General features: G+C 56.3%; 20 protein-coding genes and 1 pseudogene. 12 read left to right on the plus strand and 9 right to left on the minus strand.

The genetic code is table 11. From position 1 onward, the window contains the following. Positions 1 to 317 precede the first annotated feature (317 nt). Positions 318 to 1,760 (minus strand): MFS transporter, encoded by a 1,443-nt coding sequence (locus tag ACR1XY_RS22760; RefSeq protein WP_480596790.1) that lies wholly within the window; start codon positions 1,758 to 1,760, stop codon positions 318 to 320. Positions 1,761 to 1,880: 120 nt separating this feature from the next. On the opposite strand from ACR1XY_RS22760, the gene ACR1XY_RS22765 reads away from it, so the two are divergent. After that, on the plus strand, positions 1,881 to 2,312 hold the full coding sequence (locus ACR1XY_RS22765; RefSeq protein WP_480596792.1) for an RrF2 family transcriptional regulator: 432 nt from the start codon (positions 1,881 to 1,883) through the stop codon (positions 2,310 to 2,312). A gap of 151 nt (positions 2,313 to 2,463) precedes the next feature. On the opposite strand, the gene ACR1XY_RS22770 is transcribed toward ACR1XY_RS22765, so the two are convergent. Then, positions 2,464 to 3,360 (minus strand): LysR family transcriptional regulator, encoded by an 897-nt coding sequence (locus tag ACR1XY_RS22770; RefSeq protein WP_480596794.1) that lies wholly within the window; start codon positions 3,358 to 3,360, stop codon positions 2,464 to 2,466. Between the two features lie 99 nt (positions 3,361 to 3,459). On the opposite strand from ACR1XY_RS22770, the gene ACR1XY_RS22775 reads away from it, so the two are divergent. After that, entirely contained in the window at positions 3,460 to 3,867 is a 408-nt protein-coding gene (locus tag ACR1XY_RS22775) for a RidA family protein (protein WP_480596797.1), read from the plus strand. 72 nt (positions 3,868 to 3,939) lie between these two features. Here the strand turns inward: ACR1XY_RS22775 and ACR1XY_RS22780 are convergent, their stop codons facing one another. Next, complete coding sequence (locus ACR1XY_RS22780; RefSeq protein WP_480596799.1) at positions 3,940 to 4,899, minus strand: GlxA family transcriptional regulator; 960 nt, start codon at positions 4,897 to 4,899, stop codon at positions 3,940 to 3,942. Between the two features lie 111 nt (positions 4,900 to 5,010). On the opposite strand from ACR1XY_RS22780, the gene ACR1XY_RS22785 reads away from it, so the two are divergent. The 4 genes from ACR1XY_RS22785 (at position 5,011) to ACR1XY_RS22800 (ending at position 10,132) form a co-directional block, all read left to right on the plus strand. Beyond that, positions 5,011 to 5,985, plus strand: coding sequence for an alpha/beta fold hydrolase (locus ACR1XY_RS22785; protein ID WP_480596801.1), 975 nt, complete (start codon positions 5,011 to 5,013; stop codon positions 5,983 to 5,985). A gap of 527 nt (positions 5,986 to 6,512) precedes the next feature. Then, entirely contained in the window at positions 6,513 to 6,932 is a 420-nt protein-coding gene (locus ACR1XY_RS22790; RefSeq protein ID WP_480596803.1) for a hypothetical protein, read from the plus strand. A 384-nt stretch (positions 6,933 to 7,316) separates the two neighbouring features. Beyond that, positions 7,317 to 8,960 (plus strand): chaperonin GroEL, encoded by a 1,644-nt coding sequence (gene groL, locus ACR1XY_RS22795; RefSeq protein ID WP_480596805.1) that lies wholly within the window; start codon positions 7,317 to 7,319, stop codon positions 8,958 to 8,960. 350 nt (positions 8,961 to 9,310) lie between these two features. Further along, positions 9,311 to 10,132, plus strand: coding sequence for a universal stress protein (locus ACR1XY_RS22800; protein ID WP_480596808.1), 822 nt, complete (start codon positions 9,311 to 9,313; stop codon positions 10,130 to 10,132). 15 nt (positions 10,133 to 10,147) lie between these two features. Here the strand turns inward: ACR1XY_RS22800 and ACR1XY_RS22805 are convergent, their stop codons facing one another. The 6 genes and pseudogenes from ACR1XY_RS22805 to ACR1XY_RS22830 all read right to left on the minus strand — a co-directional run bounded on the left by ACR1XY_RS22805 (position 10,148) and on the right by ACR1XY_RS22830 (position 16,664). After that, entirely contained in the window at positions 10,148 to 10,522 is a 375-nt protein-coding gene (locus ACR1XY_RS22805; RefSeq protein ID WP_480596810.1) for an SET domain-containing protein-lysine N-methyltransferase, read from the minus strand. After that, a complete protein-coding gene (locus tag ACR1XY_RS22810; RefSeq protein ID WP_480596812.1) occupies positions 10,519 to 12,780 on the minus strand; it encodes a GNAT family N-acetyltransferase in 2,262 nt (753 codons plus the stop codon). Before ACR1XY_RS22810 ends, ACR1XY_RS22805 begins: the two co-directional genes overlap by 4 nt. A gap of 1 nt (position 12,781) precedes the next feature. After that, positions 12,782 to 13,762 (minus strand): D-alanine--D-alanine ligase family protein, encoded by a 981-nt coding sequence (locus ACR1XY_RS22815; protein ID WP_480596814.1) that lies wholly within the window; start codon positions 13,760 to 13,762, stop codon positions 12,782 to 12,784. Further along, positions 13,759 to 14,763 carry a D-alanine--D-alanine ligase family protein gene (locus tag ACR1XY_RS22820; RefSeq protein WP_480596816.1) on the minus strand — a complete coding sequence of 335 codons (1,005 nt, stop codon included), beginning with the start codon at positions 14,761 to 14,763 and terminating at the stop codon, positions 13,759 to 13,761. Before ACR1XY_RS22820 ends, ACR1XY_RS22815 begins: the two co-directional genes overlap by 4 nt. Continuing rightward, a complete protein-coding gene (locus ACR1XY_RS22825; RefSeq protein ID WP_480596832.1) occupies positions 14,757 to 16,055 on the minus strand; it encodes a KamA family radical SAM protein in 1,299 nt (432 codons plus the stop codon). The genes ACR1XY_RS22820 and ACR1XY_RS22825 overlap by 7 nt, the downstream gene beginning before the upstream one ends. Positions 16,056 to 16,188: 133 nt before the next feature. Beyond that, positions 16,189 to 16,664 (minus strand): annotated as a pseudogene (locus ACR1XY_RS22830) (sodium:calcium antiporter). Positions 16,665 to 17,135: 471 nt separating this feature from the next. Here ACR1XY_RS22830 and ACR1XY_RS22835 point away from each other — a divergent pair. The 6 genes from ACR1XY_RS22835 (at position 17,136) to ACR1XY_RS22860 (ending at position 21,639) form a co-directional block, all read left to right on the plus strand. Then, positions 17,136 to 17,348, plus strand: coding sequence for a ClbS/DfsB family four-helix bundle protein (locus ACR1XY_RS22835; protein WP_480596819.1), 213 nt, complete (start codon positions 17,136 to 17,138; stop codon positions 17,346 to 17,348). Between the two features lie 270 nt (positions 17,349 to 17,618). Beyond that, positions 17,619 to 18,233 carry a TetR/AcrR family transcriptional regulator gene (locus tag ACR1XY_RS22840; protein ID WP_480596821.1) on the plus strand — a complete coding sequence of 205 codons (615 nt, stop codon included), beginning with the start codon at positions 17,619 to 17,621 and terminating at the stop codon, positions 18,231 to 18,233. After that, positions 18,230 to 19,384: an efflux RND transporter periplasmic adaptor subunit gene (locus tag ACR1XY_RS22845; protein ID WP_480596823.1), complete on the plus strand. Its 1,155-nt coding sequence runs from the start codon at positions 18,230 to 18,232 to the stop codon at positions 19,382 to 19,384. Before ACR1XY_RS22840 ends, ACR1XY_RS22845 begins: the two co-directional genes overlap by 4 nt. After that, positions 19,381 to 20,517, plus strand: a complete 1,137-nt coding sequence (locus tag ACR1XY_RS22850; RefSeq protein WP_480596825.1) for an ABC transporter permease — start codon at positions 19,381 to 19,383, stop codon at positions 20,515 to 20,517. Before ACR1XY_RS22845 ends, ACR1XY_RS22850 begins: the two co-directional genes overlap by 4 nt. 4 nt (positions 20,518 to 20,521) lie before the next feature. Further along, positions 20,522 to 21,235, plus strand: coding sequence for an ABC transporter ATP-binding protein (locus ACR1XY_RS22855; RefSeq protein ID WP_480596827.1), 714 nt, complete (start codon positions 20,522 to 20,524; stop codon positions 21,233 to 21,235). Then, positions 21,232 to 21,639, plus strand: coding sequence for a hypothetical protein (locus ACR1XY_RS22860; protein WP_480596830.1), 408 nt, complete (start codon positions 21,232 to 21,234; stop codon positions 21,637 to 21,639). Before ACR1XY_RS22855 ends, ACR1XY_RS22860 begins: the two co-directional genes overlap by 4 nt. The last annotated feature ends 321 nt before the right edge of the window (positions 21,640 to 21,960 follow it).

The following is a 21,960-nucleotide window of genomic DNA, read 5'->3' on the forward strand; positions in this document are numbered from 1 at the left end:
TGCTTGTAGCTGATCGACGATGAATTCATCGATGTCACCTATGTCCAAATCCAAGCATGAGCAACCGAACGACGGTTAACGTGACAACACCCTGCACGCATACCTACGAGAAGCCTAGAAGTAGTGATCAATGCTTAAGTCAGACCAATCGTGCTTTTCCAGCCAAACTACATCTTCACATTTGGCACAGCCCAATTCCAAGGCTTCACCAGGGAGACGACTTCTCACAAAGCGTTGCAAAATGTTCGTGGGCCGTCCGGAGGTCTGAGATGAGGCGTTGTTGGATTAACTCTCCCAGAACTCCTCTGCCGTTTTTTTCAAGGTCGATCCATATCAACTTGTTGCTCCACTTTGAAGAGAAGCAGAGCAACAATGGACAACAATGCATAGATGGTGATGGGCAACCAAAGTGCATGTTTGAATGCTGCTACGTAGCTCGCTGAGTCTGTACTATCACCGAGTGCAGCAAAGAAGATGACGCCGATCCAAGCGATCCCTAACGCGATACCCACCTGCTGCATTGCTTGCAACATTCCTGAGCCAGCTCCGGCGTCAGGGCCACTCACCTCTTTTAGCACAAGTTGATACAGGGCAATCGTAGAGGTGCCGATACCCGCTCCGACAAAAGTCAGTGGCGGCCAAAGCTGGTAGATGGTCGCTTCAACGGAAATGACAAAGCGTAAAGAAATCATTCCGATCAAAAGCGCGAAGACACCGAACAAGGCACGTTGTGGCAGGTGATTGGCACCCAAACGGCTGGACACGATTGAGGCGAGCAAAATAGACAGCGGATGCACCGCAATGGTGATCCCTGCTTGGGCGGGGGACATATTCAAACCCGACTGCAGTGTTATCGCGAGCAGAACAATAGGACCGGCGATCCCGATGAAGATAAGCGTGACCACACCGACACGCGATAGAAAACGCATGTTAGCGAGAAGAGTCGTTGGGAGAAGTTGTGCCTTTCCAAGCCGCTGCAGTCGGTGTTGTTGACGCAAAAAGGCAACCAGCAGGAGCATAGACAAGAAGAGGACGCATTTGACCCAAACAGGCCACCCAAGTGCGCGACCTTCCATAATTGGGAAAAGCAGCGCGACTGCCGCCGCCGCAAAGAGGGTGGCACCCAACCAGTCCACAGATAGAATGGCGTTTGGCGAGGTTTTTGGCAGGGCCACCACCGCACCGATAACTGCGATCAGTCCAAAAGGCAGGTTGATCAGAAAGATCATACGCCAGCCGAGGTCAAAAAGGTCTGCCGAGATGATAAAACCACCGATCAAAGGTCCAGCCATGGCACCTAAAGCGGTAACCATGCCAAAAAGACCAATTGCTTTTCCTTTTTCACCGTCGGGAAAACTCACATGAATAATCGCGAGCACCTGAGGCATCATCATGGACGCAGTCAGCCCTTGAAACAGACGTGCGATCACCAAGATCTCCGCGTTTGGAGCGAGGCCGGATGCCAAGGAACTGAGCGTGAACCCGGACAGCCCTCCTAAGAACAGGCGGCGGCGACCAAACACATCGCCAAAGCGGCCAAAGGGGAGAAGCCCGGCTGCAAAGGCCAGAGAGTAAACCACAAGCGTCCATTGCAGGGCGCCATTGGACGCAGATAAATCGCTTTGGATAGAAGGAAGCGCCAGATTTACAACCGTTGTGTCCAGCATGTTGATGAAAGATGCAGTGAACAGAAAGATGGCGCCAAGCCAGTGTTTCTGAGGAAAGGAAGGCCTCGCAGGATCGGAATCTATATTTGCCATTTCAGAACCTTTCAGGGTCAAACTATATTTGAAACTTTATAAGTTACATTAACCCTCACATCAATATATTGTAACTTCATAGGTTTCATAATATACTAACTACCTGACAAGGAGTAACAATTGAGAACGGACAGCCGCCTTTCAAGAGTGTTGCATGTACTCATGCACTTGGATGAACTCGACAAACCAATCCCGTCTGAGATGATTGCCCTGATGCTGAAAACAAATCCGGCTCTCGTTCGGCGTACAATGGGCGGTTTGAAAAAATCTGGTTTGGTGGGCTCGAACAAAGGGCAAAATGGCGGTTGGTACCTTAAAAAACCCTTGTCTGAGATATCGCTCAAGGAAGTCTATGTCGCGCTGGGAGAGCCCAAGCTTTTTGCCCTTGGGGTAACGGATAACTCTCCGACATGCCTGCTTGAGAAGGCTGCCAACAAGGCCACACTTGATGCGCTGGACGCAGCCAGGGAGACATTCGAGAACTCCTTGAATGGATTAAACGTGTCTGATCTCGTCGGCGAAGTGCGAGAAGAAGTAAACAGATTCAATTGAGAGACAGTGTTCCCGGTTCCCACGCATAATTGTCTCACGCCAGGGGAATTCAGCCGACCAGGATGATCAGTTTGGTTTCGGTCCTTGCCCTGATCCGCAATTTGCTCGGAAACGGTTTTGTGGCACGGTTTCGGCCGCTTTAATGCCTACGCTATTTGGCCAAATCACTGCTGAGCATATCGATGAATCGGCGAACGCGCGGCTCCAATAGACGCTTGTGCGGATAAAGTGCAATGATGGGAACACGACCAGTAGAAACGTGAGGTAACACCTGTTGCAGGCGTCCTTCCGAGACGTCGTGGCTGATCAGTAGTTGCGGCAAAAGGGCAATCCCTAGCCCTAGAATAGCTGCCTCACGCAGCGCTTCCGCACTGTCGAGCCGCAGACGGACGTGTCCCATTGCACGAACCCAAGTGCCATCTTCTTCTTGCAAGTGCCAACCCTGCCTTTCGCCGCGGCTGGCAAATTGTAGAAGGTCGTGGCGACTGAGTTGTTCTATGTTCAGGGGATTATCGCGCGCTTCAAAATAGGATGGGGCAGCACACAAGACTGTTTCGTCCCGTAGGAGCGTTCTTGTAACAAAACTCTGGTCAGGAGAGTGTACGCCAACGCGTATGGCCAGATCAAAGCCTCTTTCAATGATGTTGTCCACTCGGTCTGAGAGCGACAGGTCAATTTGCGTTTCAGGCCAGGCCTCGAGGTATTTTTGAACAGTCGGCAAAAGCAATTTGCGTCCCAATGCGTCAGGTGCGGTTATCCGCAGTGTCCCGCGGGGCACGCCTTGATCATTCTTGACGCTGCTATCAGCTTCTTCAATCGCGTCTCTGATCAAAACACCATGTTCGTAAAGACTGCGTCCTTCTTCGGTCAGGTTGAGTGTACGGGTGGTGCGGTTTAGCAGGCGGGTACCATAAGCGTCTTCCAACCGCACAACGGCCTTTCCCGCGGTTGATCTCGACAAACCGAACGACTTACCTGCGGCAACAAAGCTCCCAGTTTCTACGACCGCTAAAAAGACGAGTATGTCATTAACTTTCGATCCAATCATGACATCGCATTGTAGCATAAAGGTCGCTAAAGAAGCGAATCCCGTTCGCCAAATAGCGCGGTTATTTCTTCACCAAGCAAATCATGAATGGAGAGACTTATGTCTGCTGCTATTGATCGTTTAAACCCACCCGCTTTGCCGGATGCTGGCAAGATAGGCTATTCGCAAATTTCTATTGCTCAAACGGGACACCTGGCATTTGTATCCGGCCAGGTGGCTTGGCGTCCGGATGGGGCAGCGACCCCAGCTTCCTTAGCTGAGCAAACGGCTGTTGTTGTCAAAAACCTTCAAGGCGCATTGGATGCACTGCACGCGACAACCGACGATATTGTCCAGATGCGTATCTACATGACGGAGCTCACGGATGAGACGCAAGGCATCGCAATGACAGAGATACTGAAGTTTCTCGATGGCGCCCAACCAAGTCTGACGGGGATTGGTGTGGCAGCATTGGCTGCACCAGATCTACAGATTGAAGTTGAGATGACCGTCAGTGTTTCAGGCTAATCAGCCTTGCTGACGGTGATAAGTCGCGTTGATACCGTTCAGCCGGTGACAGCTTTCCCTTTCCTCCCGGGGTTAAGCTGTCACTCCAAAACGCATCCGGTAGGCGTTTGGCGTCATGCCGGTAAACCTTTTGAAGACCTTTCGGAAAGCTGACGGATCTTCATACCCAACACTCCACGCAATTTGGTCCACAGTCATCTGGGTAAGTTCGAGCTGCTCACGCGCTTTCGCAATACGAACGTTCTGCACATATTCCGTTGGTTTCAATCCAGTCGCCGCCGAAAAACGGCGCAGAAATGTGCGCTCACCCAGACCCGCCAACTTAGACAGCTCAAGCGCCGAATACGCGTGTTCGGGACGGGCGTGCATATTGTGTTGCACTCGAAGGATCGTCTCATCGCCGTGATCGAAGGATGGGATGAAGGCTGCGAAAGGGCGTTGCGAGCTTCGCGGTGGATCAACCAGCAGGAAGCGTGCTGTGGCTAACATAACGCTAGGTCCCATAAGACGTTCGACCAATGTCAGACCAAGATCGGTCCAGGCAAGAATTCCGCCTGCTGTGATAATGTCGCCATCATCAAGGACCATATGCCGCTCGGCCACGTCGACGTCTGGAAAACGCTCGGCGAGCTGTCTTGCAAACGCCCAATGGGTGGTAATCCGTCGACCACCGAGCAGACCTGTCCCGGCAAGGACAAATGCACCAGCACAGACAGAGCCAATGCGAGTGCCGGTCCTATGCTGGTCTTTTAGCCACTCTGCTTCAGTCGTTGTATCGGGCATGCGTTCCGGCACGATGATACTTGGTGGCAGGATAATGTAATCGAGTTTGTGCGTTGGTCCGGGGTGGCTATCCCAAATGCAAACCGGTGATCCGTTGTCACCTCGCTGCCAATGACTTACGCGAATGTACGTTCGGCCGGCTTCCGGCGTCCACTCGGTCGCGATGCGAAAAAGGTCGGTCAGGCCGTGTATCGCGGAGAGCTGGCAACCCGGGTAAGCCAGTAGTCCAATCTCTGCTGAGCATTTCATAGCCACATTGTCAGTTTTGGACCGGTAATTGTCAATTCCGCCAATCCCAGGCTCGTGGGTCGGCTCGTATCTCCTTGTCATCGACGACGAAACCAAAAGGAGGGCCAACTGATGACCCAAACGATCAAACCAAACTCCGCACCGAACCGCCGCGACGTGCTCCTGACCGGTATCGCGGCGTCAGCTGGCGCCCTCGCGCCACGCGTCTCAGCAGCGCAGAACCAACCGCAAACAGACCTGAAAGGAACCTTTGAAATGTCGACCTTTAGTACAGCTGATGGCACTGAAATCTTCTACAAAGACTGGGGGCCCAAGGATGCTCAGCCAATCGTTTTCCATCACGGCTGGCCTTTATCGAGTGATGATTGGGACAACCAAATGCTCTTCTTCGCGGCCAACGGTTATCGTGTTATTGCACACGACCGCCGAGGGCATGGGCGCTCAAGCCAAACTGATCTCGGCCATGACATGGACACATACGCAGCCGATGTTGCTGCGTTGGTCGCTCATTTGGACTTGCACAACGCAATTCATGTAGGACACTCAACCGGCGGCGGGGAAGCGGCACGCTATGTTGCCCGGGCCGAACCGGGGCGTGTAGCCAAGGCAGCCCTGCTTGGCGCGATCCCACCGCTCATGCTGAAGGCAGAGGCAAACCCAGATGGTATTCCGAAGGAAGTCTTTGACGGGTTCCGCGCTGCCCTTGCAGCAAACCGAGCACAATTCTATCTCGATGTCCCGTCAGGCCCGTTTTTTGGGTTCAACCGGGAAGGTGCGCAGGTCAGCCAGGGTCAGATACAGAACTGGTGGCGCCAAGGTATGATGGGAAGCGCATCCGCCCACTATCAATGCATCGCAGTTTTCTCTGAAACAGACCAGACCGAGGATTTGAAGGCCATCGATGTTCCCGTTATCGTTATGCACGGTGATGATGACCAGGTGGTGCCTATCGCAAACTCCGCCAAAAAGGCTGTTAAGTTGCTCAAGAACGGGACACTCAAGGTCTATGAGGGACTCTCGCACGGGTTCTTCGCTACCAACCCTGATCAGGTGAATGCCGACCTGTTGTCGTTTATTGAAGAGTGATCTTCTGGAACTGCGAGGGCTCACGCACTTCGCAGTTCCGCCTTAGGGTTACGAATTTATCTTCGCTAAATGACCAGAGCGGCGAGGGCGATGATCGAGGCAAATACCTTCAGACGCCGTTCTTCAGATGGGGGTAACTCCCAAGGTGGTTTGAGCCCGGTGGGGTGCGGATGCCCCTTCGGGTTCATTGAGATTCTGGTTGAGGTTGAAGCGGATCCAGAACGAGCATCATACCAAAGCATGCCAAAACCAGCGTCTCCAAAAGCTGTAGTCTCTCACTATTGAATGCCGTTGACCGAATATCCAACGTGTCCTCGACCGATCAACGTATGAACAGGTCTTTCTCCAAATAAGAGCCGGGTACAATCTCATAGGCGGAGAATTCGGTGGTGCCTGTAGCTCTAAGAACGTTATCGTCGATAAGAAACTCACCAGTGCGCCTCGCTAGGTTGTCCGTTAGAATGACATGCGCTGCATCCGCCTTGTTCTCAGGAGATCGGCAACCGGCATCCTGGAGGTCAAAGGCCTTGCTTGCCACTGTTTTTATTATTGTTCGTGGCCAGAGCTTCGTCACGCGGAGCTCTGCCCCAAATTCCGCCATGACCGGTATGCAGTGCTTAACCGCCGTTCACCTATTGATGACGCGACCATTGGTGGCCGTATCGATTACGATGCGTCGTGATCCTACCGCAGGAGAAAGGCTACGCATGGCATTCCCTGGTCAACGCAATGTAGTGGATCAATTGGTTCACCTTTCAGGCAGTTCACCGAGCCCGGCGAAAGATGACCTCAAAGTTCAGAAGTCCTGGGTCCCAGCACGAAAACGCGACAACACAACGACACCCGATTTTTTGGCGGCGACAAAACAAGCAATCGAACAACTCGGTGTAAATGCGGTCCATGTGGAGTTGCTCCGATGTGCGGATCGCATCCTGGAGAAAAGCTGACGCTAGCCTGTGGATATCCGAGAATTAAGGGCACAATGACACCAAGTCAGTCATGTAAGCGGCGGCGGCAATGACAAGAAGTACGGTGATCCCGGCCAGGGACCAGGTATGTCAATTGCGCCAGTCCCACCGATGAGCAAGAGATTTAATGTTCATTGGTCCTACTCCACGCTGCAACATCGAAGCTCTGCGCAAATGGGTGGTTGCGGGTGCAGTTTCAATTTTGTGGTTTTTGGGGTCGCTTATTCTATGTGTTTGAAAGAATTTATTTATTTGTGGGATCGATAGTATCGGTGTGAAAATTTCATGACTGTTTGATCTACGCGTCGACGCAGGTTCTTCCCAAATTCAGAGCAATGAAACCCACCAGTCTGGAAGTGCCAAATGTCACCCAAAACAATTGTGTTCAACGCCGATGCTCGGCAAAAAATGATCAAAGGCGTCAACGTTCTGGCAGATGCCGTAGCCGTCACACTTGGCCCTCGTGGTCGGAACATCATGATCGATAAAAGTTTCGGTGCGCCCCGGACAACCAAAGACGGTGTTTCGGTGGCCAAGTCCATCGAACTGGCGGACCCTTATGCCAACATTGGTGTCCGTCTGATCCGAGAAGCTGCGGAGCGCACGGCAAAACTCGCAGGCGATGGCACCACTACGGCGACCGTACTCGCCCGCTCTATCCTGCGAGAGGGCAACAAGGCCGTCGCCGCTGGCATGAATGCGATGGATGTCAAACGCGGTATCGACGCTGCCACCCGCGCCCTGGTCGTGGAACTCGACCTGTTGTCCCGCCCCGTTGAAAGCAGTGAGCAAATCCGTCAGGTTGCGACCATCGCATCGAACGGCGATGAAGAGGTTGGCCATATCATCAGCGATGCCCTTGAACGTGTCGGCCGCGAGGGAGCGGTCACCGTCGAAGAGGCCCAGTCGCGCGAGATGGAGCTCGAGGTCGTAGACGGCATGCAGTTCGATCGTGGTTATCTCTCGCCGTATTTCGTAACGGAACCTGGAAAGATGGCGGTCGAACTCGACGAGCCATTCATCCTGCTGCATGAGAAGAAGCTTTCCAGCCTGAGGCCGCTTGTTCCGATCCTTGAAGCCGTGATTGAGGCGGGCAAACCAATCCTCGTAGTTGCCGAAGATGTCGATGGCGAAGCGTTGGCCTCGCTGGTCGTCAACAAATTGCGTGGCAGTCTCAGATGCGCTGCCGTCAAGGCCCCCGGTTTTGGTGATCGTCGGAAAGCGATGTTGCAAGATATTGCAGTCCTCACCGGCACGACAGTTGTTTCCGAGGATCTTGGAGCGAAGCTTGAAAACGTGACCCTCGATATGCTGGGCCGGGCAAAGCGGATTCTGATCACCAAAGATGACACAACGATCGTTGACGGCGCGGGAACGCCAGACGACATCGCGGCGCGGTGCACGTCAATCCGGGCACAAATCGAAGAGACCACTTCGGACTATGACCGTGAGAAGCTTGAGGAGCGTCTGGCGAAGCTTTCAGGCGGTGTGGCGGTGATCCATGTTGGCGGCGTCACAGAGATTGAGGTGAAGGAGCGGAAGGATCGCGTAGACGATGCGCTTCACGCGACACGCGCCGCCGTTGCCGAAGGCATTGTGCCAGGGGGCGGCACCGCCCTCTTGCGTGCGTCGCTCGCGATGAACCCGGAAGGGTTGATCAACGATGAAATGCGCACAGGTGCCGGGATTGTGCGCCGAGCAGCGACCGAGCCCGTGCGCCTGATCGTGCGCAACGCCGGCAAGGATGGGGCGGATATCGTCGATCAGTTGATGCGCGAGAACAACACGGCGTGGGGGTATGACGCCCAGACCGATCAATATGCCGACATGATCGAAGCCGGGATCGTCGATCCGACAAAAGTAGTGCGGATTGCCCTTCAGGATGCGGCTTCAATCGCTGGGCTCATGATGACGACAGAGGCAGTTGTGGCCGAGAAACCAAAACTCCGCAGGCGGGGTACGCCCGGGCAGAACTATGTCGATGATCTCGCAGGCATGGACTTCTGATATCCCGCGCGGCGGCACATTCGCCGCGCGGATCAACTTTTAACATGTGAGACACGTCAATGATCTGGTCTTGGATCGACACCATACGCCTTTGGGTATCAAAACGCTCGGACCGAAGGGAATCGAAAACAGCGCCCTCCACACCGCAGGATGACCTTCCCGAGCATTGGGACCCGCCGGAGGCACTTCAAGACGAGTGCGATTGGGAGAGCATGTCGGGATCACGTTACCCAGAGGAAATGGGGTTGGAAGATTGGGACGAACGACCAAGACGCGGCAGCCGTGGTCGTTATCGCGGATAGCGCGCTAATCCATTCACCAATCTATTGCATTGGCAATGGGAGAAAACGATGGATCGCATACTTATCGCCACTGACCTCTCTGTCCGTTCTGCCCACGCGCTTAGACGCGGTTTTATGCTGGCGTCTGCACTCGGTGCCCATGCCCGGGTTGTTTCTGTTGTTGACGATGCCATTCCTGAAATGTTGGTCGAAGGCCTGGTAACCGGCATCACCAAAGAGATCCGGCGCAAGACCGCCGATCTGGTCAACGAGTTGCCATGCAACTACGAAATCAGGGTATCGGCGGGGGATGTCGCCGGGGTGATTGTCAGACAGGCCGCGGAATTCGACGCCAAACTGATCGTACTGGGCCTGCATCGGGACCGCGCGTTAATCGACAGTTTTCGTGAAACAACGATGGAGCGCATCGCCCGGCTGAGCCACATCCCGGTGTTATTGGCGCGCAATGCTGCCGAAGGCGCGTATCAAAACGTTCTGTGTGCCATTGACTTTTCACCGGCATCGACTGCCGCCGCAGCAGTCGCAGGTAAAATTGCTGGAAACGCCAACTTCGCGATTTTTCACGCCCATCAGTTGATTCATCACATGCGTGCTGAATTCCCCGTGAATGTCGGACTGTTCACGCAACAAGCTGAGGCGGAATGTCGAAATTGGTCCGAGGCGACCCCGGAGGTTTCCGCGCTTGGCAAGGTTGACCTGATTGAAGGCCAATTGGAAAGTATCTTGAAAAAGCAGGTCACTCGTCACAAGCCCGACCTTCTCGCTGTGGGCGCGCATTCCCGGCCGGCCTTGGTTCGATATCTGTTCGGGAGTTTCGCAAGGGACTTGATACGCAACCCGCCGACCGACCTTTTGGTGTGTCAACCTTGAAACATTAGGCGGATGTCAGATCGGATCGAACCACACAGAGCAGGCATATCGCCGTGTCAGTTCCTCACCAGCCTGAATGGCGCGCATGGCCCGCAGTGTCACTGTCCAGCCGGTATCGCGGTCAAAAGCCGCGGCTGTCTGAGTGTTGGGTGTGTCGGAATGGTTGACCAGTGTAGAAAGACCCAACACCAGCAGTCCGCCCTCGGGATCCCCGGGATGGGCAAGACAGTAGTCATCCAGTGCGGACGGAGTGATGGCATCCGTCATCCGTGTGTCCAGTTCGAGCGCAGGGGCCCTTTCCAGGACCTCTCCGGCTCTGATCGGAAAGTCAGCGAACACGCCGCGGCCTTTGCCTATTGTGGAGCGAACGGACAGCTTCACGACTTTCATGCAGCCAGCACTTTTGCGTAGATTGCTTTGCCGTCGCCTTCCCGGTAGAAATCACCAAGTTCGGCAGCAAGGTGATAACCCTGGCGCAGATAGAAAGCGCGTGTGCTTGCGTAGGCCGGGCTGGACGAGGTGTCGATGAAGACTTGACGGCCTCCGGCGCGGTCAATGGCGGTCTCTATGCGATGCAATATCTCGGCGCCCAAACCCTTGCCTTGTAGTTCGGGCTGAACCGCGATCCAGTAGAGATCCCAGCTCATCTCCGAGCCGGGGATCATGCCATAGCAGGCAAATCCCTCCAAGCGGTCTCCTCGGCTGGCAAAAAGGAAATGGTACCCAGATGCACGGCCCCGCGCGATGCGCTCTTCCGCCAGTTCTTTTGCAATCGCGATTTCCTCGGCCGAAAACCGATCCGTTGCTGCGACAAGTGTGCGGATTTGTGTCGGGTCGTCGGGTCTGACCACAGTGCGCCATCGTCGCGGCATATGATTGGGTTTTGCTTGTGACCACTTTCCAACCGAATGCCGCTTCGAATTTAGCCCGCTCGCGAAGCTTTCGAAAAAGGCTCGTGCGTTCGGACCGAGTGTCCTGATCCGGTATCCGCCTTCTTGAACCAGTACCGTCGGATATCCTTGCTGCGCAATGCGCGCGCCGATGCGGCGAAAATCCTCAGGGCGGTTGGACCAGGTTCCTGTCGGGTCGCCACGGCCCGTGTCAAACCCCAGCGACACAACAAGATAATCGGGGCAAAACTCCGCGATCCGTGCCAGCGCCTGATCCAAGGCCAGGAGATATTTCGACGGGGATACAGTTTCAGATAGCGGAATGTTGAAGTTATAGCCAGCACCCGCTCCGAGCCCGGTCTCGTCTCGAAACCCGGTAAAATAGGGGTAGGCAAAGCTCGGGTCGCCGTGGATGGAAACTGTCAGCACATCGGCGCGCGCGTAGAAGATGTCCTGCTGGCCATTGCCGTGGTGATAGTCAATGTCAAGGATTGCAACTTTACCATAATGCGACAGGTAGTTGGCGGCGATAGCCCCGTTGCAGAGATAGCAGAAACCGCCAAACGTCTTGCGTTCTGCATGATGACCTGGTGGGCGCACAAGCGCATAGGCTGCCGGAGCGCCACCCAGAACTGCTTCAGCTGCGGTCAGCGTGCAATCGACAGCGCGCCGCGCCGCGGGCCAGGCGTTTCGGTTGATGGGCGTGAAGGTGTCGATGCACCAATAACCTGCCAGCACCGATCGCTCTTTCGGGGGGCGCGTCGCATTGCGCACCGGGAACACATAAGGATAGATAGAGGTCTTCTCCGGCGCTTCCGCGCATGCGCTCTTGAGGTAATTGATCAGCCGGGCGTCATGCACTTCGCGTATCCACCGGTCGGGGAAATGGCGAGTCTCGTAGCGGACGAACAGGCCCGTTGCGTCGAGGTCATCGAGGATTGAGTTGATCCGGATCGGGCTTTCGACATAGCCTCGCTCGCGGATGTGATGGATGTCGTGCCGGTCATTGACGATCAGCGGAATGGGTCGGCGCATTTCGTTGGGCGTGGCGACAGTCCTGGTCCCCTTATAGCGGGGTTGGCGCAGCGTATAAGCTCCTTTGTGGATCGACCCCACGACCTCGGCCACATAGTCCGGTGGGCAGAGCGTGCCGTATTTCCGTTCCAGTATCGCCCGTACGATGTCTTGCAGCCTAGCGGCGACCGGCAGGCCGAACCGGCCCAGCCCGTCGAAGACGAGATGCGGCATGTCGGCATCTTCGGGCGAAAGCGGTGTTTCATAAGCCGTGCCGACAATCGGGCGTGCTCCGAACCGTTCATAGAATTTTAGCCGCGCCGAATTCTGAACTCGGAGGGTTGGATCAAGGCTGTGCTCAGGATCGTCCGGCAGACATTCAAAATACAGGCCTTCTGCGCCGAGTGCTGCTGCCTCAAGCCGCACACGCTCATAAAGCGCACCACCCGCGCCGCGACCGGGTTTCGTGCCAGGCGCTGTCGCCAGCATGTCAAGAAAGGCAAACGCCAGTTCGGGATCATATAGCATCACGGCCGCTGCGCGGACATGGGACCGTGCGTCCTCGGCCACCAGCAATTCGGCAACAAACCGATGAGTGAACGGGTCCGTGAGGCGTGCGGGAAGTGTATCGATGTCTTCCGGAGCCATGCCGGGAATCTGGGCCCGCAGGATGGCCTGAGCCTCGGCAACGGCGTTTCGATTATTTGGTGCCCGTGTATCCGGGACTTTTCGTATGCGGAACATCTCAGGCCGCCTGTTTGGACGACTTCAGAGCGGACGACACGATCGCGGATATCACGTCATTAAAGCACAAACCGACCTCTGCGGCGGCTGCGACAAAACCAGCGTCAGGTGCAAGACATGGGTTGGTATTGACCTCAAGGATCCAGGGTTGTCCCGCATCATCGACTCGGAAGTCGATGCGGGCGTAGCCAGATAGTCCGAAGAGTTCCCAGCATGCGCGGGCCAGGCGTTGCAGCTCTTCCAGCAGTGCATCGTCGGTGCTTGGAAAGTCAAAGTTTCGTGGGGTGTTTTGATAGCCGTGGCTGTCCTCAACCCACTTGGCGTCGTAATCGACGATGTGATGAGCGTGATCCCCGTAGCCCAGAAAGAGTGTCTCGGCCGGGGGCAGGATGCGCACGCCGTCGCTGGTTTCGAGCAGGGATAGGGCGAACTCGCGGCCATCGATAAAGGCCTCGGCAAAATGGGGATCGCCCGTTTGAGCCATCCTCTCGGCGATGATCTGCGCCGCGCGCCTACCCGACATAACGGATGTCTGGTCGATGCCGATCGAGGCGTGTTCCGTGATCGACTTGACGATCACCTTGGGCGCTCGCGCAAGAGATACGCCATTCTGGCTCCAGGCCGGTGTCGGCAATCCGGTTGATCGCATTCGAACCTTCTGTGCGATCTTGGAACGGCAGATCCACGATGGCTCGCCGCCGCAGCCGGTGAAGAGCAGGCCGCGACGCGCAAGGCCCTTGGGGATGGCAGCTGCAGGGCTGGCGATCCCGTCAATCGCCTCTACGAGGTTGAAGACAAGATCAGGTCGGTCGGCGGCAACCGCATCCAAAGAGTCCGCGCCCTGATCCAAAATGTGAAGCCACGACTTGGCCCCGAGAGTGACAAGCGCATCGCGGACCGCAAGCGCGGTTCGCACGGTGTCTCGTTCGTCCGGTGTGTTCCCGGTGGCCCCGAGTAGGACGGGGATATTCAAGTGTTTCATAGTGTGACGCGCTGCGCCTCCTGGTGTTGGTCAATCCGCGAAAGCGCCGCCGTGACAATTCCAGCGATCAGATCATCGTAGGAAAGCCCGGCCTTGCCCGACAGGATCGGCAGATCTGAATGTGTTGGGTGCAGGCCCGCTAGAGTGTTGACTTCGAGAAATTTCGGCCGACCGGTCACATCGGATCGAAGGTCAATTCGTGCCGCGTCGAGACACTGCAACGCGCGGTAGGCGCCAAGCGCGACACGCCCTGCTTCGCGCGCCTCAGCATCATCGGCGAGGGCGTAGAGAACATGGGCGTCGCAAAGCTCCTTGTTCCGGAAGCTGTAGATCTGATCGCCCGAACGGTCGCTCATCATGACCTCCATCACCGCGATGACACGCGCTTGTACACCGTTACCAAGGATACCAACCGTGAACTCGCGCCCAGCAAGGTAGGTTTCGGCAAGAACGGGCTGTGCGAAGCGGGCGATCAGGTCCTGCGTGACGCGGGCAGCGGTTTGCGCATCGACAACCTTGGAGGCGTTTTCGCAGCCCTTTCCGGTTCCTTCGGCCAACGGCTTGAGGAACAGGGGGAACGGCAATTCCGAGTTCGCGACATCTTCTGTGCTTTCAAACACAGCAAAGGGCGCGGTCGGCAGACCGGCATCGTGCACGATCCGTTTTGCCATCGCCTTGTCCAGGCCAAGCGCCTGCGTCAGCGGATCAGAGAAAGTATAGGGAATGCCGTAGGCTTCCAGCAGTGCCGGGACTTGTGCTTCGCGCGAGCGGCCCGAGACCCCTTCGGCAATGTTGAACACAAGATCCCAGCTATTCCCGGCCACTAGCCGGGAGGTCAGCGCTCGGATGTTGCCGATCCGGTCGGTCAAATGCCCGGCGCGCGCAAGCGCGGTCTCCAACGCCTCGACAGTCTCGGGGCTGTCGAATTCGGCCAGCGCCTCTTCGGACAGGCCCATGTTGGCGTAATCGTCGCGCAGATCATATGTCAGCCCGATCAGCATGGCGCGCCCTTCACGGCAGACGCGCCGCTCTCAAGCGGATCGTGATAGCGATAGCGCTGGCCTTCGAAGTTGCGCAGGATCAGATCATCACCGTCGCGACCCACGACATAATCGGGGAGCAGAGGTATCTTTCCACCGCCGCCGGGGGCATCGATAACGAATTGCGGGACGGCATAGCCAGTTGTGTGCCCGCGCAAGCCTTCGATAATCTCCAACCCTTTCGCAATAGGCGTACGGAAATGGGTCGAGCCGGTGATTGGATCGCATTGATAGAGGTAATAGGGTTTCACCCGGCGCTTCAGCAGCCCGAGGTTCAGCGCCTTCATGGTTTCCACGCTGTCGTTGATCCCCTTCAGAAGAACCGTTTGCGACCCAAGGGGAATTCCCGCATCGGCTAGCCGTGCATAGGCCTCGGTGACTTCCGGTGTCAGCTCATTCGGATGCGTCGCATGGATCGACAGCCAGAGCGGGCGGTGTTTCTTCAGCACCCGGACCAGATCTCGGGTGATCCGCATCGGCAGAACTGTCGGAACTTTCGTACCCATGCGCACGAACTCAACGTGCGGAATGGCGTGCAGCCGGCCCAGAAGGTAGTCGAGTTTCTCGTCCGATATAGTCAGAGGATCGCCGCCGGATAGCAGGACGTCGCGAATTTCGGGGTGCGCATCGATATAACCGAGCGCCTGCTCCCATTGGCGGGTCGAAAACTGGTATTCGCCGCCCGATTGCCCGACCATGCGCGACCGCGTGCAGTAGCGACAATAGGTTGAACAGGTCCCCGTGGTCAGGAATAGCACACGGTCGGGATAGCGATGAACGAGGCCCGGCACAGATGTATCATGATCCTCGCCAAGAGGATCATCCGCCTCACCAGGCGCGCGCAGGTATTCGTGGCCCACCGGTATATGCGTCCGGCGAAGCGGTTCCATCGGATTGCTGAGACTCATGAGGCTGGCATAATAGGGCGTAATCCCCACGGGCAGCCCGCCTGCGTGGCGGCTGACCGCCTCACGCTCCTCGACTCCGAGATCGAAGATGCGCTCCAGCTCTGAAACCGTGCGAATGCGGGCGCGCATCTGCCAGCGCCAGTCGTTCCAGTCCGCCGCTGTCGAATCGGGGAAAAAGCGCTGTCGAAACCTGCCGGTATCTTTTCCAATGAGAAACCGTGTCGCCCGTGCTGTCGCCCGTCGTGGTTCAGGTCTGGATTGGTTCAGAATAGAAGGTATTGCGGTTGTCCCAGCGATAAATCTGAGATCCGGAGGCTCCGTGAAGGGAGCGTTGTCTTGATCCATTTCGAAATGGTCCCAGCGCTGAATGCGCCGTCGCGCGCCAATCGTCGTTTCTGTCGCGGCATTCAGACAGGGCGAAGATGCGCTCACATTTTTCTCAAATCAAGAAGCTTTCAAAAATATCTTCTCGATCCGCTTAGTGTGGCGTGGTCATTGCAGGCAAAGCTGCCAGATATACCAGATAGGCCGTTAGTAGCACTGCTCTCTCACCACGTTGCACCCGCCAGCCCGTGACGGCTACGACAATAAGGGCCGCAGTCGCGGCGAGCATTATCCAGATGTAGAACATCGCAAATTCCTGTGGCATTGTGTTCGGCGCCACAGCGGCGGTTACGCCCAAAATACCCAGTATATTGAAGATGTTACTGCCGACGATATTACCGAACGCGATGTCCCCTTGGTCCCGCGCGTGGCGATGTCCGAGGCCACCAAATCGGGCAGCGACGTGCCGACCGCCACGATGGTTGGGCCGATAACCGTTTCTGACACACCCGCGAATCGGGTCAGGACAATGGCGCTTCCCACCAGCAACCGCGCCCCAAGGATTGTGAGCGCCAAACCGCCGACGAATCTCAGCACAAGAAGCCAGACCGATTGCGGCAGAGCGGGCACCGCCGCAGCTTCTACCGCATGCAGCGCGGCGGAGGCAGACCCGCTTCAACGTTCGTAATGCCAAGAGAGCAGAATGTATCCAGCTAGCGCGGTTACGGTGAGTTTTGTTGTTGGTTGATCTGCCAATCTGCGACACCGCAGAACACGTGCGCGCCACTCTAACACCCTGATCGGTGCTAAGTTCCAAGATCCAAGTAGCGTCTTGTTGCTTCAAAATGCAGCCGCACGCCTGCTGCGCATGCGGAAACCAAACGCGCGACAAGGAGCAGTATTGGTATTCACCAAGTAGCTTGGACGGGTTCGATGGGATATCCGCTAATGATCTAACATCAAAGAACTTAAGCGACACGCTTGATGGCGCGTCGAGAGCAGTTTCGACTTTTGTCAACCTTTCATCAAATCTCCCCGTCACTTGATCCAAGACGTCGATTCAGGCCAACAATGAAGTAACAATACCGTCTGTAATCTCGGATGCTGCGGCAGTTATACGGTTCACCTTGGCACGGGAAGTGGACCAAAGGGCTGGTGATCCAGTTCAATTCGTCATCACCTTATGAGAATGCCGGAGGCCGTACACGAAGATGGTTGAAGTTTAAGGCAGGTCAGGCTGATAGCGGCTTTGTCGCGCATTCCTGCCAGCGATCAGGTGTCAGACAAAAGTCCGCTTTAGGCGTCCATAACTGAGCGAGACGGATCTGCCGGCAAGATACTGCGCTTGCTCCAGGGTCGGCTTCAAGCTCCATCTTCCAAATGCTGCGCGTTGCCTGAATGTCGACTATAGGTGTAGCGCGGTCATAAGGCTTTCTCGCTTTTACCTGTCGATCTTCTCGCTCCTAAAGGATGCCATGCGACCATTTTCGATCCCCTATGCCGTAATCAACTGCAGATGCGCTTGACGGTAAGGGTATTTCGTTCTAATTAGTTAGTGATTAATAACTAACAAATTGGTGCGAAATGCCTGCTCGTAAGCCCGCAGATGAACGCAAGACCGAGATCGTACAGGCAATGCTGCGTCTCGCGGACGAGTTGGGGCCGGATCGCCTGACCACGCAGTCGGTTGCTGATGCAGTAGGGTTGACGCAACCCGCAATCTTCCGGCACTTCGCGACCAAGCAGGATTTATGGTTGGCGGTGGCTGCGGGGATCTCTGACCGCCTCAAGACCGCTTGGGCTGACGCGCTGAAGACATCCAACGATCCGACAGCCCGGATAAAAGCGCTGATCTTGGCGCAATTGCACCAGATCGAGACAATGCCGGCCATCCCGTCCATCCTTTTCTCGCGTGAGCTACAGGTGGAAAACGACGATCTGCGGCAATCAGTTCTTGCGCTGATGACCGAATTAGTCGCGTTGCTGGCCATTGAGCTGACCAAAGGACAGAAAGCGGGCCTGTTCGATACAGACCTGCCACCGGAAGACGGAGCGCTATTGTTGGTCTCGCTGGTGCAGGGGCTGGCGATCCGCTGGACTTTGGGGAAACGCAGTTTTGCATTGGAATCCGAAGGACGCCGATTGCTCGACGCTCAGATGCGGTTGTTCCGAATAACAAGTACGGAGGTTTCGCCGTGAACCGTCGTATCAATCTGGGTATAACCCTTGTTGTCGTCCTCGTATCCTTTGGCTGGTTTGTTCTAACAGAGCGCCCGATCAGTGTTTTAACTGCCACCATTGAAAAGAGTGTCCCAGTGCGCGTCTATGGTCTGGGTTCGGTCGAAGCACGGATCGCCTCGGATGTCGGATTTGAGGTTGGTGCTGCGTTGACCGAACTTTCGGTCGACAGTGGCGATGTGATCGAAGCGGGGCAGGTCATTGCCCGGCTTCATCCTTCGGAACAACAAGCAAAAGTCGCGCGCGCCAAAGCGGGGTTTGCCGCCGCAAAAGCCACCCTGGGCAAGGCCGAGGCAAACGTGATCCGCGCCCGCGCCATTCTGGCGCAGCGGCAATCGGCAAATGCGCGCCAGCAGGAACTTGCCGGACGCAACGCAGTTTCGACCCAGGCTGCAGAAGAGGCACAGCGTGATGTCGATGTTGCAGCGGCCGATCTGGCCGTCGCAGAAAGTGATGTTGAGGTAGCCAAGTCCATGCACAAGGACGCCGAGGCAGCCCTGCAATACGAACGCGTGCTGCTCGATCATCATATGTTGCGTGCACCATTTGACGCGGTCGTCGTTGCGCGCCATGTCGAAGCAGGTACCGTTGTTAACGCTGGTGAACCTATCTTTACTCTTATGGATCCGAACACTGTATGGGCATTGGCCTATATTGATGAGGAGCGTGCCGGACCTCTGCGACTCGGTCAGGTTGCCGAAGTGCGACTGCGGTCTCTGCCGCATCAGGTCTTCACAGGTCAGATCGCGCGGATCGGTATTGAAAGCGATCGGGTGAACGAAGAACGCCGGGTCTGGATTGCCTGCAATCAATGCCCGGAACAGGTATTTCTCGGCGAACAGGCCGAAATTTGGATCACGGTGACAGAGTTGGCCGATGCGTTGTTGGTTCCAGAGATCGCCGTAACCGGGTTTGATGGGCATGAAGGTCGTGTCTGGGTCGCACAGGAGGGGCGTGCGCATCAGGTGTCCGCAGTCTTCGGTCACCGGACCGAGGATGCGCGGGTCGAGCTGGTCAGCGGTATTGCCGACGGCGCGCAGCTCATTGTGGCACCCGTTAAAGGGCTGTCTGAGGGGCGCATGGTTCGGGTTGCCGAGAGGGATGCGCCATGAACCTCGCTTACCGAGATGTGCGCCATAATCTATTCCGCTTCGTGCTGACTTGCCTCGGCCTCAGCCTTCTGATGGCGGTCGTGCTGGCAATGATTGGTATTTACAATGGGCTGGTCGCGGACGCGCTGAACATCGTCAGAGCACCGCAGGCAGATCTTTGGATTGTTGAATCAGGTACACAGGGGCCGTTTGCAGAAGCCTCGAAAATTCCCGACGGCACCCGTGATGCCGTGGTGCGATTGCATGGTGTGGCCGAAGCGGGCAGCATCAGCTACCAGACCGTCGAGGCGCCCTTTCGTGGCGAAACGCTACGTCTTTACGTGATCGGATACGAGCCAGGTCACCCCGGTGGACCCGGAGCAATCTCGGCAGGGCGCGGGATCAGCCAGTCCCATTTCGAGATCGTGGCAGATGCCAAATCCGGACTGTCTGTCGGTGATGTGATCCGACTGGGCCGCGATCCTTTCACTGTAGTCGGGTTGGTCGAGGATACGATGAATTCCGCCGGTGATCCGGCAGCGTTCGTCACCCTGCGCGATGCGCAGGTGCTACAGACGCAACTGGCCCCGTCGGCGCAACGCGTTCAGGAAGCGCGAGGCGCTGGGTTGCTCGATAGTCAGGACAGTGTTGCCGCTGTGATCGCACGGCTTGAGCCGCTTGCAGACCCACATGCAGTGGCGCAGTCGGTGCGGCAATGGAAACATCTTGGGGCTCTGACACAAGCCGATCAGGAGTCTATCTTGCTGATGTCTGTGGTGGACCGGGCAAAGCGGCAGATAGGTATGTTTCTGGGCATCCTATTGTCTGTTTCGGCCGTTGTGATCGCGCTGATTATCTACACAATGACCATGGAAAAGCTGAAGCAGATCGCCACACTTAAACTGATCGGCGCGCCCGACCGCGCGATCATCGGGCTGATCGTGCAGCAATCCATTGCACTTGGTGCGGTTGGCTGGAGTTTTGGTCTGATCCTTATCCTGCTCGTCAAGGACTACTTCCCCCGTCGGGTGGTGTTGGAGCCGATCAACGCCGCCGCGCTAGCAGGGATCATCCTCTTCGTCTGCATCGTCGCCAGCGGCCTTGGCGTGCGTGCCGCTCTCAAGGTCGATCCAGCCACGGCAATCGGAGGGTGACGGCATGCTCAATGATCCGCGCCGCGTGATTGTAGATGTTGCTAATGTCTCCAAACACTTTGGCGAAGGCGATGCTCGCGTCGACGCACTGAAGGATGTTGATCTGTCAGTCCAGGCGGGCGAAGTGGTGGCGCTACTGGGTCCGTCTGGATCGGGTAAAACGACGCTTCTGAATGTCATTGGCTGCATCATTGCTCCGAGTGCGGGCAAGGTCGCGCTGGACGGTGAGGTGGTTTACGACAACCAATGGCTGCGAGACGATCTGCGTAAGCTCCGGCTCGACAAGATCGGGTTTATCTTTCAGTTCCATAATCTTCTGCCATTTCTCGACGCCAAAGATAACGTTGCGCTGGTGCTGAAGCTGGCTGGAAAATCGACGGCTGAGGCGCAAAGGCGCGCTATCGAACTGCTGGACTATCTGGAGGTCGGTCACCGCAAGGATGCGATGCCCGCGCTTCTGTCTGGAGGTGAGGCGCAACGTGTAGCCATCGCACGCGCCCTTGCCAACAGCCCCCGTATCATTCTTGCTGATGAGCCAACTGCGGCGCTCGACAGCAAGCGGGCCGGGATCGTGATGGACCTGATGCGCAAGCTGGCAGCCGAGCAAGACACCTGCATCATCGCGGTGACGCATGACGAAAAGATTTATGACCGGTTTGACAAGCTGTTCCACCTTCGCGACGGCCAGCTTGATGGAGAGGGAGGGGGCGTGACATGAAAAACGCAAACTCTGGCAACCGCGCGCTGAACATAGCGGCAAGCGCGGCAATAGTGTTCGGCGCGTTGACCGTTTTCTCAGGCGGCAGGGCCTTGTTCGGAAGCGAGGAAGCGCGCGCCGCCGTTGGCGATGCGGTGCCCTTCGTGCTGTGGTTCAACTTTCTGGCGGGATTCGCCTATGTCGTGGCCGGTATAGGGCTGTTTCTGCGGCATCGGCCAGCAGTCTTGATTTCGATAGGCATTCTGGTTGCCACCGTTCTGGTTTTCCTGGCCTTCGGCGCTCACGTGCTGCAAGGCAACGCCTATGAGATGCGCACCGTTGGTGCAATGACCCTGCGCACTGGTGTCTGGTTGGTCATTTCTGTTGTGGCTTGGATGCATATCTTGCGGGTGCATCGATCCTGATAGGACACCCTGCGAAATAGCGCTTCGATCGTAGTCAACGCCAAAACCGCCTGAAGCTCTTCATTACGACATGCCACTGGGGAATTCACCGCTTAGGACAAACGGGCATCACGCGAGGGTCCACGATGTCCGGTCGCCCGGAAACTTGAGTTAAGCCCAATTTGACCTGCGGACGGTTTTGAGGCTGATGTCAGTATTTGCATCCACGACCAATCCACTATTTTGCGTGGGGTTCTGATGGAATGGACATCCCCTGATCTCTCATCTGGTAGGTTTTGGAGATGGAAACCATCAGGAGGTTAGCAAAATGGCGGATTTGGA

Source organism: Ruegeria sp. AD11(2025) (assembly GCF_056542405.1).